Origin of the sequence: Neobacillus novalis NBRC 102450 (assembly GCF_001591805.1) — a bacterium.
Classification (GTDB): domain Bacteria; phylum Bacillota; class Bacilli; order Bacillales; family Cytobacillaceae; genus Neobacillus; species Neobacillus novalis.
This window is the reverse complement of sequence record NZ_BCVP01000022.1, coordinates 70,615-85,487: the sequence shown is the minus strand read 5'-3', so window position 1 is coordinate 85,487 and position 14,873 is coordinate 70,615. Positions and strand designations below refer to the sequence as shown.

13 protein-coding genes are annotated in these 14,873 nt (G+C 33.0%); 1 reads left to right on the top strand and 12 read right to left on the bottom strand.

The genetic code is table 11. From position 1 onward, the window contains the following. Positions 1–2: 2 nt before the first annotated feature. The 7 genes from BANVL01_RS16665 to BANVL01_RS16635 form a co-directional block, all read right to left on the bottom strand. Entirely contained in the window at positions 3–1,121 is a 1,119-nt protein-coding gene (locus BANVL01_RS16665; protein WP_066088044.1) for a CaiB/BaiF CoA transferase family protein, read from the bottom strand. Beyond that, positions 1,118–1,840 carry an ABC transporter ATP-binding protein gene (locus BANVL01_RS16660; RefSeq protein WP_066147987.1) on the bottom strand — a complete coding sequence of 241 codons (723 nt, stop codon included), beginning with the start codon at positions 1,838–1,840 and terminating at the stop codon, positions 1,118–1,120. The genes BANVL01_RS16665 and BANVL01_RS16660 overlap by 4 nt, the downstream gene beginning before the upstream one ends. Further along, positions 1,827–2,597 carry an ABC transporter ATP-binding protein gene (locus BANVL01_RS16655; RefSeq protein WP_066088048.1) on the bottom strand — a complete coding sequence of 257 codons (771 nt, stop codon included), beginning with the start codon at positions 2,595–2,597 and terminating at the stop codon, positions 1,827–1,829. The genes BANVL01_RS16660 and BANVL01_RS16655 overlap by 14 nt, the downstream gene beginning before the upstream one ends. 30 nt (positions 2,598–2,627) lie before the next feature. Beyond that, positions 2,628–3,635, bottom strand: coding sequence for a branched-chain amino acid ABC transporter permease (locus BANVL01_RS16650; protein ID WP_066088052.1), 1,008 nt, complete (start codon positions 3,633–3,635; stop codon positions 2,628–2,630). Between the two features lie 10 nt (positions 3,636–3,645). After that, the gene (locus BANVL01_RS16645; protein WP_066088055.1) at positions 3,646–4,515 is read right to left on the bottom strand and encodes a branched-chain amino acid ABC transporter permease; all 870 of its coding nucleotides are present in this window, start codon (positions 4,513–4,515) and stop codon (positions 3,646–3,648) included. Positions 4,516–4,973: 458 nt separating this feature from the next. Continuing rightward, positions 4,974–5,408, bottom strand: coding sequence for a PaaI family thioesterase (locus BANVL01_RS16640; protein ID WP_066088058.1), 435 nt, complete (start codon positions 5,406–5,408; stop codon positions 4,974–4,976). Between the two features lie 527 nt (positions 5,409–5,935). Continuing rightward, the gene (locus tag BANVL01_RS16635; protein WP_156487444.1) at positions 5,936–6,214 is read right to left on the bottom strand and encodes a transposase; all 279 of its coding nucleotides are present in this window, start codon (positions 6,212–6,214) and stop codon (positions 5,936–5,938) included. A gap of 210 nt (positions 6,215–6,424) precedes the next feature. Here BANVL01_RS16635 and BANVL01_RS16630 point away from each other — a divergent pair, with 210 nt between their 5' ends. Continuing rightward, positions 6,425–8,749 (top strand): TOTE conflict system archaeo-eukaryotic primase domain-containing protein, encoded by a 2,325-nt coding sequence (locus BANVL01_RS16630; RefSeq protein ID WP_066088063.1) that lies wholly within the window; start codon positions 6,425–6,427, stop codon positions 8,747–8,749. A 199-nt stretch (positions 8,750–8,948) separates the two neighbouring features. Here the strand turns inward: BANVL01_RS16630 and BANVL01_RS16625 are convergent, their stop codons facing one another. From BANVL01_RS16625 to BANVL01_RS16605, 5 genes are all read right to left on the bottom strand, one after another. Next, positions 8,949–9,254 carry a hypothetical protein gene (locus BANVL01_RS16625; RefSeq protein ID WP_066088064.1) on the bottom strand — a complete coding sequence of 102 codons (306 nt, stop codon included), beginning with the start codon at positions 9,252–9,254 and terminating at the stop codon, positions 8,949–8,951. A gap of 121 nt (positions 9,255–9,375) precedes the next feature. Beyond that, positions 9,376–9,549 carry a hypothetical protein gene (locus BANVL01_RS27355; RefSeq protein ID WP_156482340.1) on the bottom strand — a complete coding sequence of 58 codons (174 nt, stop codon included), beginning with the start codon at positions 9,547–9,549 and terminating at the stop codon, positions 9,376–9,378. Between the two features lie 543 nt (positions 9,550–10,092). Continuing rightward, complete coding sequence (locus tag BANVL01_RS16615) at positions 10,093–12,990, bottom strand: AAA family ATPase (protein WP_066088072.1); 2,898 nt, start codon at positions 12,988–12,990, stop codon at positions 10,093–10,095. After that, complete coding sequence (locus BANVL01_RS16610; RefSeq protein ID WP_235845617.1) at positions 12,987–13,544, bottom strand: ABC-three component system middle component 1; 558 nt, start codon at positions 13,542–13,544, stop codon at positions 12,987–12,989. Before BANVL01_RS16610 ends, BANVL01_RS16615 begins: the two co-directional genes overlap by 4 nt. Beyond that, positions 13,537–14,868: an ABC-three component system protein gene (locus tag BANVL01_RS16605; protein ID WP_066088073.1), complete on the bottom strand. Its 1,332-nt coding sequence runs from the start codon at positions 14,866–14,868 to the stop codon at positions 13,537–13,539. The genes BANVL01_RS16610 and BANVL01_RS16605 overlap by 8 nt, the downstream gene beginning before the upstream one ends. Between the last annotated feature and the right edge of the window lie 5 nt (positions 14,869–14,873).

The window sequence follows — 14,873 nt, the reverse complement described above, 5'->3', positions numbered from 1 at the left end:
TATTAATTTACTTTACTTAAAATCTTTTCTGTATCTTCACCGAATAATGGTGCACTTCTTTTTTCAAATTCTGCTAGATTAGCATAACGTATAGGATGACTTAATTGTTTGATTGACCCCTCTGTAGGATGTTCAATCTCATATAATAGATCCCTTTTTTGAGAATGTTCATCATCAAATACTTCATTTAGTTCTCTAACCGGAGATAAACAAATATCGTCATCTTTAAAGAATTCAATCCACTCATTCCGAGTTTTTGTTCTAAAAATTGAATTTAATTCATTTTTGATTTGTGCTCCTACATCGTTTGTTAATTTTCCAAATGGAATTAAATCTTCCCTGTCGATTTTTTCACAAAAGATTTTCCAAAATTTCGTTTCAAATGCACCAAGTGCAACAAACTTGGCATCACTCGTTTTATATACGTTGTAACTTGGACTGGTCCCTGCAAATTCGCGTAGGTTTTCAGTTTGATCTACAAAAAATTTACCTGCAATCATGCTAAGCGACCATACATTTACGTCATACATACTTACATCAATGAGTTCTCCTTCACCTGTTTTCTCCCTTTTATAAAGGGCAGTTGATATAGCAAAGGAAGCACTTAATCCTGTCATAATATCAACGATTGGCACACCCGGTATTGCCGGATCCTTTATTCCGTCGGTCATTAAGGATAAAAACCCTGACATTGCTAAAAAGTTCAAGTCATGTGCAGAATTGTTTTGATAGGGTGATTCCTGGCCGTACCCTGATATGGAACATAAAATGATTTTACTGTTATATTTTTTTAATACCTCATAATTAATCCCTAGTCTTTCCATTACTCCAGGCCGAAAATTTTCAAATACAATATCGGATTCTTTCACTAATTTTAAAAATAGATCCATGCCTTCTTGTGATTTTAAATCCAATTTCACACTTTTCTTATTTCCATTTAGGATTAGATGGTAATAACTCTCATTTTTAATCAATGGTTTTTCCCATCTGCAATAGTCTCCTTGTTTTGGCTCCTCAATTTTGATCACTTCTGCCCCTAAATCTCCAAATAATTTAGTCGTTAACCCCCCCGGAAGTAATCTCGATAGGTCTAAAATACGTATTCCTTTATAAAAAGTCATGAGATCGCCTCATTCCCCAAATAGACCTCTGTCACCTTTGGATTATTTAACAGTTGTTTGGAGTCTCCATTAAGAACCATATTTCCATTTTCAATTAAATAACCGCGATCCGAAATAGATAAGGTTTCAAAAGCATTTTGCTCAACAAGCAGTATACTTAATCCATTTTTGTTTAACTCCACTAACACCTCAAATATTTGTTCCGTAATTAATGGAGACAATCCTAAAGAAGGTTCATCAAGGAGAAGCAAGGAAGGATCACTCATTAATGCTCTGGCAATAACGAGCATTTGTTGTTCTCCTCCACTTAAACTACCGGCCTTTTGCCCTTTCCTTTCTGCCAGCTTTGGAAACAGATGATAAGCATATTCCAAGCGTTTTTGTAATTGCGTCTTCCCTTGTTTTCTTTTCGAGAAAAAGCCTAGTGTCAAATTTTCCACCACGCTAAGAGGTCCAAAGACTTGCCGTCCTTCTGGGACTTGAACTAAACCTTGGTCCACTCTTGTATGGGCAGATACTTTTGAAATATCTTTACCGTTAAACTTGATTGATCCGGATTTTAGGGGAAGTAACCCGGAAATGGCTCTCATTAAGGTGCTTTTCCCCGCACCATTTGCACCAACTACGGCAATTATTTCACCTTTGTTTAATTCCATATCAAATCCGTGTAAAACGTCCGCCATTCCATAACCTGTCGTCATATTGTTAATTCGCAGCATGGACAAAACCCTTTCCGAGGTAAGCTGAAATCACTTCTTCATTTTCCTTAATTTCTTTTGGTAAACCAACTGCTAAAAGCTCCCCATTTTTGAGTACGACAAGCCTTTGGGAAACACTCATCACCAATCTCATATCATGTTCAACAAGTAAAATCGTTTTCCCATCCGCTTGGATTTTTCTTAATATTTCGATGAATTGAAGGACCTCTGAAGAATTCAAACCGCATGCCGGTTCATCTAAAAGTAATAATTCGGGATTTCCTGCTAATGCTCTTGCTACTTCCACTAATCGAATTTTTCCATATGGGAGATTTCCTGATATCACATCTGCCTCTTTTTCTAAACCAACAAATTTCAATAGTTCATATGAAGTTTCACGAATATGGTTCAATTCTTTTCTTGCATGTTTTGTTTGTAAAATGCCCTGAAAAATATCCGATTTAAACCTTGGAAAGTAGCCAACCATGACGTTTTCTAGCACGGACATTTGTTTGAATATTTTTGCTATTTGGAAAGTCCTGCCGATTCCTGTTTTGCTTAGACGGTGTGGTTCACTACCTGTAATATCCTTTTCTTTATACTGGACGGTTCCATAGGTAGGCTTTATAAAACCTGTAATGACATTTAGTAATGTACTTTTACCAGCACCATTTGGACCAATCAATGATACAATTTCACCTTGATCTACACTGAAAGTGACATTGTTTAATGCTACGAGGCCGCCAAATTGTTTCCCTACTTCATTAAGGTTTAACATCTTGAGTACGCTCCTTATGATTTTTTCTTTTTAATTTAAATCACTAGCGTTGCTTTTCGTTTTTGACAAATTTTTATGTGGTATTTCTTTTTCAACTTTCCTTACTTTGACTGGTTTAAAGGAATGGAATATTTTTACCAAACCATTCGGAAAGAAAAGTAATACAATTAACAACGCCACTCCGTAGATCATTGTTTTCATATCATCTAAGCCCTCAATAAATTCCGGTAATAATGTTATAAAAATGGCACCGATTACCGCTCCACTATTACTTCCAAGGCCTCCAATAACGACCATCGTTAAAATCATGATTGAAGTATGAATGGAAAAAGCTTCAGGTGAAATGAACAAATATAAATGGGCATATAAAATACCTGCAAACGCAGCCATTGCACCTGATAATGAGAAGATTAACGTTTTATACCGAACTACATCAACACCTGCTGCTTTTGCTGCATTTTCATCTGCTGCCACTGCCTTAAGAGCTATACCCAATTTAGAATGGTAAATGGAAGTGCAAAAAATAAATACTACTATAGTTGCAACTAGAATAACCTCATTAAATACGGTTGAAATATCCATTCCAAAAATTGTGGGGGTTAGAACTGGCATACCGCTTGGTCCCCCAGTAACCTCTACCCATTGCATGGAAATCGTAAAAATTAACAAACCAAATGCTAAAGTTGCCATACCTAAATAATGGTCTTTAAGTTTTAGAATTGGGAAAGCGATAATCCAAGATAATAAGAAACAGAGAACTAATGTAATGATTAGGCTCCATTCAAAGGAAATACCAAATTTTGATTCAATAATTGTAGATATATAGGCTCCCAATGCATAAAACCCGGCGTGACCAAATGATATTTGTCCTGCCAATCCAAATAGCATATTTAAACTTAATGTTAAAATAATGGAAATCGCACATAGTCCTACAATCCCTAGGTAGTAGCTATTCGTGCTAAAAAACGTAATAAGTAATGCTGCGATGATAAAAACGATTATTCCACTAGACTCTCTTAAGACACTTGCTTTTCTCATCTCAACCCTCCTATCGGGAACTTCCCAATAATCCATTTGGACGTGCAATTAAAATAATTGGTAATAGTAGAAAAACAATGATCTCGACTAATGAGGAAGAAACGTATCCTGCAATAAAAACTTCAAATAAACCTATCAATATTCCTCCCACAATACCTGCAAATGGATTGGTAACCCCACCAATTACGGCAGCAATAAAACCTTTTACTGCTAACGGGAGTCCCATTTGTGCCGTCCCTGAAATAATTGGTGCAATTAATATTCCCCCTATAGCAGATAAACCTGCACTTAAGACAAAACTTAGTAGAATAACAGAATGGATATTAATCCCCATCATTCGTGCTGCATTTTTATCAATACCTGTTGCTTTCATTGCAACTCCATACATCGTTTTATTCAGAAATAACCACAATCCTGTTACGGTCAATCCAAGGAAACCAAGTATGATTAATTCCTGAGCTGTAATAAAATTGCCACCTATTGAAAGCTTTGCATCAATCACATTCGGTGTATACATGGATGAAGTCCCAACTAATAGCTGTGTGACATTACTGATTATGATAGCTAAAGCAAGCGTGGCCATGATCATAATAATATGATTAACGTTCTTCCTTTGAAGATAGCGGATACTTAAACGTTCAACACCAAACCCTACTGCTACTGCAATGCTTATTGCCAACAGCACCCCGACATAATAGGGCATGTGGTATTTTGTAATAAAAACGGAGCTAAAAACGGCCCCAATCATCACAAACTCACCCTGCGCAAAGTTTAAAACGGATGTGGAATTATAAACCATTGTAAAACCTAAGGCGATAAGTCCATAAACAGCTCCTGTTATAATACCTGAAAGTATTAATTGAGTAACATAAGTCGACATAAAAACAACTCCTCATGGAAACTAGTTCTTCAATCTAATCCATTTTTGAATACAGTCTTATGATAAAACAACTCAGTGCAACCCCCCTGTAACGATAATTTAGTTATTCAATTTCAAAATTACCATTCTAAATTAATTGATAAAAACAGAAATGTTTGCGCTTCCATATTTTATTGATTATGCCTTTGAAAATGGGACTTTTAGACAAGAAAACTTACGTATCCTCCTCCCCCCTCAATTACTATTTCAACAAAAAAACCCAGCAACAAACACCCCTACGATAAGAGAATGTTGTTGCTGAGTTATACCTACGATAAGAGAAATCATTTTGGTAATTTCCCAATAAGTATTCAGCTCTATTTAATTTTCCTAATAATCAAAATTTTAACATTACTTCAAATACAAATCAATAATTTTTTTTTGCTATTTTTTAATTTCTATTTGATGTTACGCTAGCATTATCTTTGATCCTTTCTATAAAAGGTTCCAGAAGTTATACATAGTTTTTCATTATTCCCATTAAAAATTTCACATTCGGAAAATAGTACTTTCCTTCCTTCTTTGACAAAGCGGGATATTGCTGTAATTTCCCCAGTTTTGATCCCTTTTAGAAAGGATGTTTTCATTTCTAATGTGACGAATGTACCCTCATAAAAATGTAAATTCAAATGGCCCAGTGCTGTATCGGCAATATATGAAAGGAATCCCCCATGTACCATTTGAAAAGAATTCCACATTGGCTCTTTAACTGAACATGTAACTTTACAAGTTCTTAGGATATCATCATAATCAAACTGAAAATCAAAAAAGTGGTAAAAAAATAGTCCTTCTGGTTCATATACCGTTTTGTCAAATGAATCTTCTGCTTTCTTAAGGAATATTTCCTTATTCATCAAACCATCATCCTTTTTTATTAATATTCAATTCTATTACCATTATTATCCAATATTATTTATAATACCTAATGAACTATATTACATGTAAAGAGTAATTTTTACTTTTATAGAATAGTTAAAGAATAGTTTTGAATTTACTAAGTAGTGTGAGTATTTAGAGGAATCATAATATACAACGTGACCATAGTCAACCACCTTTGGCAATTCTTATGTATCGTCTTTGCAATTAATCTTTGTTTATTTTCCTATTATTTTATATTGATAACAAAAAAACCGACATTTGATGTGAAATGTCGGCATTTTTGTGTATATAAAATTTCAAAGAACCTGTTGGTTCTTCAAAATCTGATTTTTTCCTAAATATATCTTTCAACTTTTCCCTTAACCGTTTGTCTTCCCTACTTTCAGTCGTTTTCATTTTGATGTTAAGAATCCCTTACTTCCGAAATATTTCATCCTTCATTTTGTCTCACCATTACCGAACCATATCCTTTTTGAAGTTAATCTGTACTAATTCCCCTCACCTATAATCGCTCAATTTCCTTTATTTCCAGCCCTGTCATTTCAGCAATTTCTTTAGTTGGTCTACCCTTTTCATTAATCCTTTTTGCAACCATCCTAATGGCTTCCAGTTTTCCTTCTATTTTTCCTTCTTCTTTTCCAAGTTCTCTTCCACGTCGTTCATAGGAATTAATAATTTCCATTACTTTATCGGCCTCTTTTGCACTCATTTCCCTCACCTCTTCTAAGACTTTTTGTTCTTCTTCTTCTGATAACTGTAAATAAGTATCAAAAAAAAACATGATTAAGGTTTGCTTTGCTGGATCCAATTACAAGCGAAGCAGCATAAATAAAAACTCAACTTTTAACGCTGTTTTCTCCCTTTCCGCCTTTTTTAAGTCTGTTACTTTGATTTTCACAAATAGCCCCACCATTGTTACACTTTTTGTATTTGACTTTCCTATTATTGTATAATTGAATTATACAAAACTAAACTATTTTGAGGGAATAAAATGAAATATGATCTTGTAATAAAAGAGTTAAATCAGCTAAAAAAAGAAAATGAACATCTAAAACGTCTGCTATCAAATATGATGCATCGACGGGAAGAAAAAGCAGAAATTACAAACGATGCAAACATTATTAGTAATCGGGCGCTACCAATAAATAAAATCAATCTTTTTAAAAGTTTATTTAAGGGGAGAACAGATGTATTTGCATACCGATATGAATCTAACAATGGAAAGAAGGGTTACACCCCGGTATGCGATTTGGAATGGCAAAAACCAATTTGCCAAAAACCTCAAATTAAATGTTCCGCTTGTCAGCATCGGAGGTTAACTCCGCTTAACGATCAAGTACTATATAACCATCTAAGTGGAAAAAAAACAGTCGGAATATACCCCCTTCTTCAAGATGATACGTGTTTCTTTCTTGCATTTGATTTTGATAAACAAAACTGGCAACAGGACGTTTTGGCATTTGTAAAGGAATGCAAAATTAGTCATATTCCCGTTTATATAGAACGATCTCGATCAGGAAAAGGTGCTCATGTATGGATCTTCTTTTCAGAAAAAATTTCGGCAGCAATTGCAAGAAAACTTGGGATGCGTCTGTTAACGAAAACTCATGAAAGAAGACATCAAATTGGGTTTGACTCATTTGATCGAATGCTGCCAAATCAAGATACACTTCCGAGCGGAGGATTTGGCAATCTTATCGCTTTACCGCTTCAGCTCCATTCAAAAAAAGAAGGGAATAGTGTATTTGTTGACGAAAATTTTATACCCTTTGAAGATCAATGGCTGTATTTATCTTCTATTGAAAAAATGAATAAACAGGATGTTTTAGGAGCTTTAAATAAACTTGGACATTTACAAGTTAATGAACCTGCTTTGAATTTAGCTACCCCTAAGAAAATCAAGGTCTTTATAAAAAATGGGCTGTATATCCGAAAGGAAGGAATTCCTTCTGTGATTTTTTCAAAAATGATGACATTAGCTACTTTCAATAATCCTGAGTTTTATAAAGCACAGTCCAAGCGAATGTCAACCTATGGGATTCAAAAGGTGATTAGCTGCTATGAGGAGAATTCTGAATATCTAATACTTCCCCGCGGCTGTTATGAAGAGTTAGAAAAACTGTTAAAAGGATATTCGATAGAACTCGAAATAGAAAATGAATCTTTTGAAGGAGACGATCTTCAAGTTAACTTTAATGGGCAACTTACATCGCAGCAAGAAGATGCCGTCCAAAAATTATTGGATCATGAAAATGGGACACTTGCAGCATCTACAGGTTTTGGAAAAACAGTTACTGCTGCGGCACTTATTGCAAACAGGAAAATAAATACCTTAATTATTGTGGATAGGACCCAACTCCTCCAACAATGGGTGGAAAGTTTATCTACTTTCCTCGATATATCAGCTAAAGACATAGGACAAATTGGCGGCGGCAAAAAGAATATAACCGGACAAATTGATGTAGCTACCATTCAAAGTCTAAATTCTAAAGGTGAGTTAAAATCATTTATTACTCAATATGGTCAGATTATTGTTGACGAATGCCATCATATCTCTGCATACAGCTTTGAAAAAGTGATAAAACGAGTCCGCGCTAAGTATGTATATGGTCTGACAGCTACACCTATTCGAAAGGACGGACTGCACCCCATTATCTTTATGCAGTGCGGCCCAGTACGCTACAAAACGGATGCAAAAACGCAAGCGAAAATTCGCCCATTTAAACATACATTAATACCGAGATATACTAATTTCAGGTTAAGTTCAACTAATCTTCAAGAAATCTACCAGTCCATATCAAAGGATGAACAGCGAAATCAATTACTATTTGATGATGTTTTAAATGAATTAGATAAAGGAAGTTCCCCTATTGTTTTGACAGAGAGAATTGAACATCTTGAATTCCTTCGTGATAAATTTAAAGGTTTTGCCAAAAACATTATTATCCTTACTGGGAAAATGAATAAAAAAGAACGAAGGACGGAATTGGAACGCCTGGCTAAAATCCCGGATAACGAAGAGCGACTAATAATCGCAACCGGTAAATACATTGGTGAAGGTTTTGATGATCCGCGTTTGGATACTTTGTTTTTAGCCATGCCCATATCTTGGAAAGGTACACTCCAGCAATATGTTGGGCGATTGCACCGAATTCACTCTAATAAGCAAGAGGTTAAAGTTTTCGATTATGTTGATGCGCATGTCCCAATATTAAAAATAATGTTTGAAAAACGGCAAAGTGGGTACAAGTCTTTAGGATATGTTTCATTGAATAATAAAGAAAACAGTTCAACCGAGCAAATGCAATTGTTTTAGTCGAGAGAAAATTGGATTTCTAAGATCAACCCTATAACCGTTAGGTAAAATAGGTTTTGTATTGAAACAATGCTACAGCTTATAATTGGCTGCAGCATTGTTTACCTTTTGTACTACATTTGTTAATTTCTTGCATAGTGCAGGGTTTTATCCAACCCTCAACGCCTTATTAAGATCAGTCTATATGCCGGATATCTATTTATGAATAATTGTTTCCTTCCTTGCTATAAATTTCATAAGCAAAAAATCCAAATAAATAGCCTATTCCAGCTCCTAGACTAACTGTAAATACTAGAGAGATTGGGAAAAACATGCCAAAAATTAAACCGATAGCACAACCAAAAAGCATTCCCATTGGTATTAAACTATCTAATAAATCTTGAGCGCCTTTGGATTTTTTCATACCTTGGTTACCTTGGTTATATTTATATTTAAGTCTTTCAACTACATATACTACAATCCCTCCCACTATTACAACAGGCGCAATTGCCATGACTAACCCCATGTTAGAACCTCCTTTCACTTTTTAATCAGATCATACCTGCTACTCTTAAACTAAATGGCCCTATAATGGAAACAGGCAAAAACCTTATTCCATTATTGCGTCCTATAGCGGAAAACTAATTTTAAAACGGAAGGTTTTGAAAAAGTGAAATAGTAATAATTAAAGTTGATAAAGAGCCTAAAGATACCAAAGAAACAATTTTTCGGTTGTTTTGCTTTTTTGAAGGCTTACTTAGTTCATGGATTACTGCACCCCATAAAAGCACGGATGCTAAAATAATAATACTCATAGTCATATTTGATATCTCCTTTCTAAATATTTTAACTTTGTTTATATTCTAACACATATGGCTTTTAACTTTAATCAGCCGGAAGATGTGGTGGTAATCATCTGTCATTTACTGGTACCTTCCTTTTCATTCAGTGGTAAAAAGTATATCAACGTTGGTACATTTTCTTGGCCGTAATCATTATGCATTAGTTTGGAATTTAAATTAAAAATAATAAATAAAGTAAACGCGATGCGTAAAACCTGGTTAAGGTCTTATGCATCGCGTATTTTTGATCATACCTTTTTTAACAATAGAATCCAAGGATGGTAATTTCAGAAAAAGTTTAACGATTAACTTCGACAGAAATCAACAAAACCGGGGTGGTGCACTTATTGGCTTTATAAAAAAGTTGATTAAAAAAATAATGACAAGGCTTATTTGGCACAAGCAGAAAGAATCCATATTGAAAATAATTCGATTAAAATGGATTCTTTACTTTAAGGTGATAATTTAACTTTTAAAAAAAGATTGATTATTTTTTTGATATTGATTGTTTCTTATAAATGATTATTCATTTTTATCTAGTCGCAAAAGTGCATCTCTTGCTTGTTCATAATTTAATTCAAGGTGACCCTTATTATAATAATGGCCTTCATTAGGTATTTTAATAGTAGGTCCTTTATCACCATAGGCTTCATATTCAATTGTTACTAAATTATAATACCTAAATTTCTTTAATATTAATTTATAAAAACTCTGATCGTGAGTTGAAATAATTATTTGCTTTCTATGTTTGTCCACAAATAAACGCATTAAATCTATAAAAGAAATTACATTAACTTCATCCATGCTCTGAATTGGGTCGTCCATTCCAATTAATTGTAACGGTGACCATTTTTGCTTCAATGACATCGCCAAGAATAAAGAAAGAGCAATACTGTTCACTTGCGCTGAGCTAAACACATAAGGTGCATTTGCTTTTATTTCTTTTGTTCCATTCATTTTAGATACATTAATGGTTAAACAATTATTATTACGATATTTATCCATTGCTAAATCTAACTTTGTAAAAATTGGATGTGAATTAATCTGTTCGAAAATGGTTTGAATAGTTTCCTTCAACTTAGAAAATACTTTCTCATTAAGGTTTGAAACCGCTTCACTGGATTTATTAACTAATTCCAAAAGATATGCAGAGTCTTTATTCATTTCTATTTCCTTATTTTTTAAATCAACCACTTGATTTTTCATTGAAGCTAAGTCTTTTTGTAAATGTATTAATCTCATTTTCTCTGTATTCATTTCAATCATACTTTGAAGGTTAATGTTTGTCACTTCTATTTCATATATCTTTTTTAATCTCTGTTCTAAAACTTGCACTTCCTCAGCCACATCAATCTTTACTTTATTCAAATCAGCAGTTTTAATATCTATATTCATTCTTTCTGATAATTTAGTCAGACGATTGACTCGATTTATCTCTGTCTCCTGTATGAAAATCATTTGTTGTAATGTTCGCTCATATTCATCAATTTGAGAAATATCGTAATTTTTCACTCTTAATTCTTCAGGTAAATAATTTAACGGCTCCTGCTCTGAAAATCTCTTTGAATTTAGTTCATTTAATTCTTTTAGCACTCCCTGATTTATTAGTTCCAGTTTTTCTCCGATATTATCTTCAATTTTCAAACCTAAAAGGCTACAGTCTTTCTCAAATTGATTTAATTTTAATTTTAATGAATCCACCTTCAGTTGTAGAGTCATTTGATTTTGTCTCTCAGTAGATGTAGTAATGTCTATTGTTTTTAAATTATTTTTAAACTTAGATAATACTTCTTGAACATTTTTTTTAGATTTTTCAATACTAGTGTTTGCGGAATTAATCTCCTCAACGATTTTCTTTAAATTGGATTGTGCTTGAAGCTTCAATTCCTCTAATCTAGGTAAACCTTCATTTACTTTTAACTGTTGCCTCTGGACATTATTTAAAATATCGTCTTTTTTTATTCCCACTGTTCCACATGCAGGACAGCTCTTTAACTCCTCAGAAACTACTAAAATATATTGATTTAATGAAGATAAGAAAGCACTATAGATTTCGTCAGTACTCTCGATTTGTTTAATAGATTCTTCTAAAGCTCTCAATTGAATCAACTGGTTTTGCTGGATAGATTTCTTTTGTTCAATAAACTGATATTCCTCAAACATGGCATTAAATGAAGTTTTTAAGATTCTATAATCTTCTTCAGTCATCTTTGGTTTAATTTCTGATAAAAAGCCAATTCCATTTTGCCACGAGAGGGTATCGAGCTGTATATTTATAGATTCAATAATCATTAATAAACTATCTCTTTTATTTAATAACGAACCTACCATTAAATTAGATTCTCTTTGTAAAGAAGTTAAAGATTCAAGGGTTACTCTGTCATCTTTAACGACTTTTTCCATAGAAAGTAATTGTTCAATTTTCAAATTTGATAATGATAACTCCTTAAATTGTTGCAGTAATTGTCTTTCGTGTAAAACAACTTTATTTGCTTCACGTAAATACGTAAAATTTGGCAATTCCTCTTTGATTTCCATCAAAAGATGATATTCCCTTTGTAACCCTTTTTGCTCAATCTCAATATCATTTTGGTTGGAAATTATAGATTTCAGCAGTTTTCCTAAGTCATCTTTATTTACATTAATTTTAGGATACATATTAATATAGTTCTCTAATTCAGCATTAAAGTCTGTATCCTCATTTTTCACAATTTTTAATTCTAGTTCCTTTACTTCATTCTGTAACTTATCAATGAGCAATTGTTTCTCTCTAGCTTGTACTTTTAGTTTCTCTAATTCGCCATTCAAGGTATTTCTTACTATCCTGAATCCTTCACGATACTTATCAAAATGATCTGTACCAAAAATTGTAGAAATAGCATCGTATCGATCTCTTTCTTGCATCCCCCTTAGAAATTCAGCAATTTTTTCTTGTGATAGAATGTGCGTTAAGCTTAACATTGTTGTCGGAGAACCTATTTTAGGTAACCAATCTTCATGAATAAGCCAACTTTTTAAAGTCTCCTCTGCTCCTTCGTTCTCCTTATATAATTGATTATTTTCATCAAAGATTCTCAATCTATACTTTCCATAATCGGTACGATCTGAAATAGATGCTGTACATTCTCGTTCGATAAAAAAACGTCGCTCATTTGATAAAATTATCCCTAATTTCACGAATGATTTATCTGAACTGTCTGCATGTAAATTTCGTATGAATCGTGTTCTTTTTCGCTCGGGCGATGCTTCATCAAAGCGATAAATTCCACCTGTTAATCCCCACTCAATTGCATCATAAATAGACGATTTCCCATGACCATTTGGTCCATATAAAACTATAATGTCAACACTCTCTAAATTAAATTCCTCTATTTTATTAAACCCTCTAAAGGCTTGTAAAGTTAACGAAGAGATTTTCATTCTTGTACTCCTTTACTTTTATAAGGTTCTAGGAAGATCAAGTTATTTGCTTCTTCTATAGACTGCTTCTCATAGATACCGAAATCTAGTCGATTTGCCATTTCTGAGGGTACAACCTTTTTTAGCTCATCCAAAAATTGTTTATCTGAAAAAACCTCTAATTGGTCTGAATTATCCAATTCTAGCTCAATTGGAAGTTTTCGTTGAAATTCTTCTAGGTTTCTTGCTATTACGATCTTTTTAAAGTACATACGGTCATTTTCAATATGTTTACAAAGCTCTATATCTTCAATATTTGTTTGAATAACTAATATCAAATACATATCCCATTTTAAATTATATAAGGAAGCCACTAATTGACTTTGAATTCTAGCAGCAAATTCTTGACTAACTTTCTCCCAATCTCTTTGTAAGATATCCTCATCTTCAAATACAGCAATTCCAAAAATTTGTTGTGGTGAACTAAATACAAATTTCAATAAATTAAGTTCTATATTTTGGAATTCAATGAATATATCTTTTTTACGGAAATATTCAATAACCTTATCAACCATAAACTTTTTCAACCACCATTCTTTTTAATTCTTCACTGTTCTCTACTTGATCTCGGACTTTACGGACACATTCTCCACAAACAATTTCTGCTTTATTTAATAATGCAAAATTGTTATTTTCTATACCTTTAATAAGACCATCATCTTCGGTCTCTATATATGTCTGAAGGATTCCTTCAAATTTAAAAGGTTGTCCACAAGATTTACACAGATTATGACGAAAACTACTACTACAATTATCAAAAATTATAGGGTTCGGAGGTATAGGTTTTCCACATTCAATCATTACTTGCGCTGCAGATTTATTTATCATTTGATTATGCATTTTCAATAGTATCTCTGGCATAATTTGATTTCTTTCTTGCGCATAAACAAAACTCATATTAAAATCTTTATCTGACCTTACTCTAAGATTGGCAAAATCGTCTTCTATTAATATACGAACATTTCCGTACATACTTCTAACCATAAGTATTATTTCTAGTGTAGCTTCTATTCCGTTGACCATTGTTTCTTCGTTTGCTATAGGATACTTTGAGTTTTCTAAAAAATATTTAACATTATCCAAATTACCAAAAAATTCTCGTTGTAATTCATATAGCTCCCTTCTAAGAAAGACATTTAGCGTATCTGGAAATCCCTCAATAAACCTTTCTGTATTGGATACAGCTTCTTTTAGTGATTTTTGGAGTGGTGATTCTTCTGTAATTTCTATTTCCAAAGTAGCAATGTTTGTTTCTAATAAATTTCTTGAGCGTCTAAGACTAGAAGCACCAATAATGGCACCTGTACTTTCATTTGAAAATATCGCTACTACTTTGCCATTGCGTATTATAGGAGACCCTGAAGCACCTTTTATTCCATATCGAGCATCAATAATCATAGGTACTTCACAATTTAGATTTATATCAAATTTTTCATCTGGATTTGCAGATAAAATATCATGAAACGTTCCTTTAAATCGCTCACCATAAGATCTTTTTGATCCTGGAAATCCATAAGATATCCATTCTTCATCAACTTTTATATCAGAAAAATCTAAAACTAACGGATCAATTTCAACAATAGGTTCATTCAATTTTATAATTGCAATATCATTAGCTAGATTATCTATATCTACATCATCTTCAAAATAAATTTTATCAATATCATATTGTTTTTCACCAACATGATTAGGAAAAAAAATTTTGTAAGTAGCTTTATCTGGATTTGATATAAAGGTATGTCTGGAAGTCAACATATATTCTTTAGAGACTAAGAATGCCGTTGCTATCTCACCTTCATTTCCATCTAGACGTGCCACTGCTCTTTTTATATTCTCCATTTACA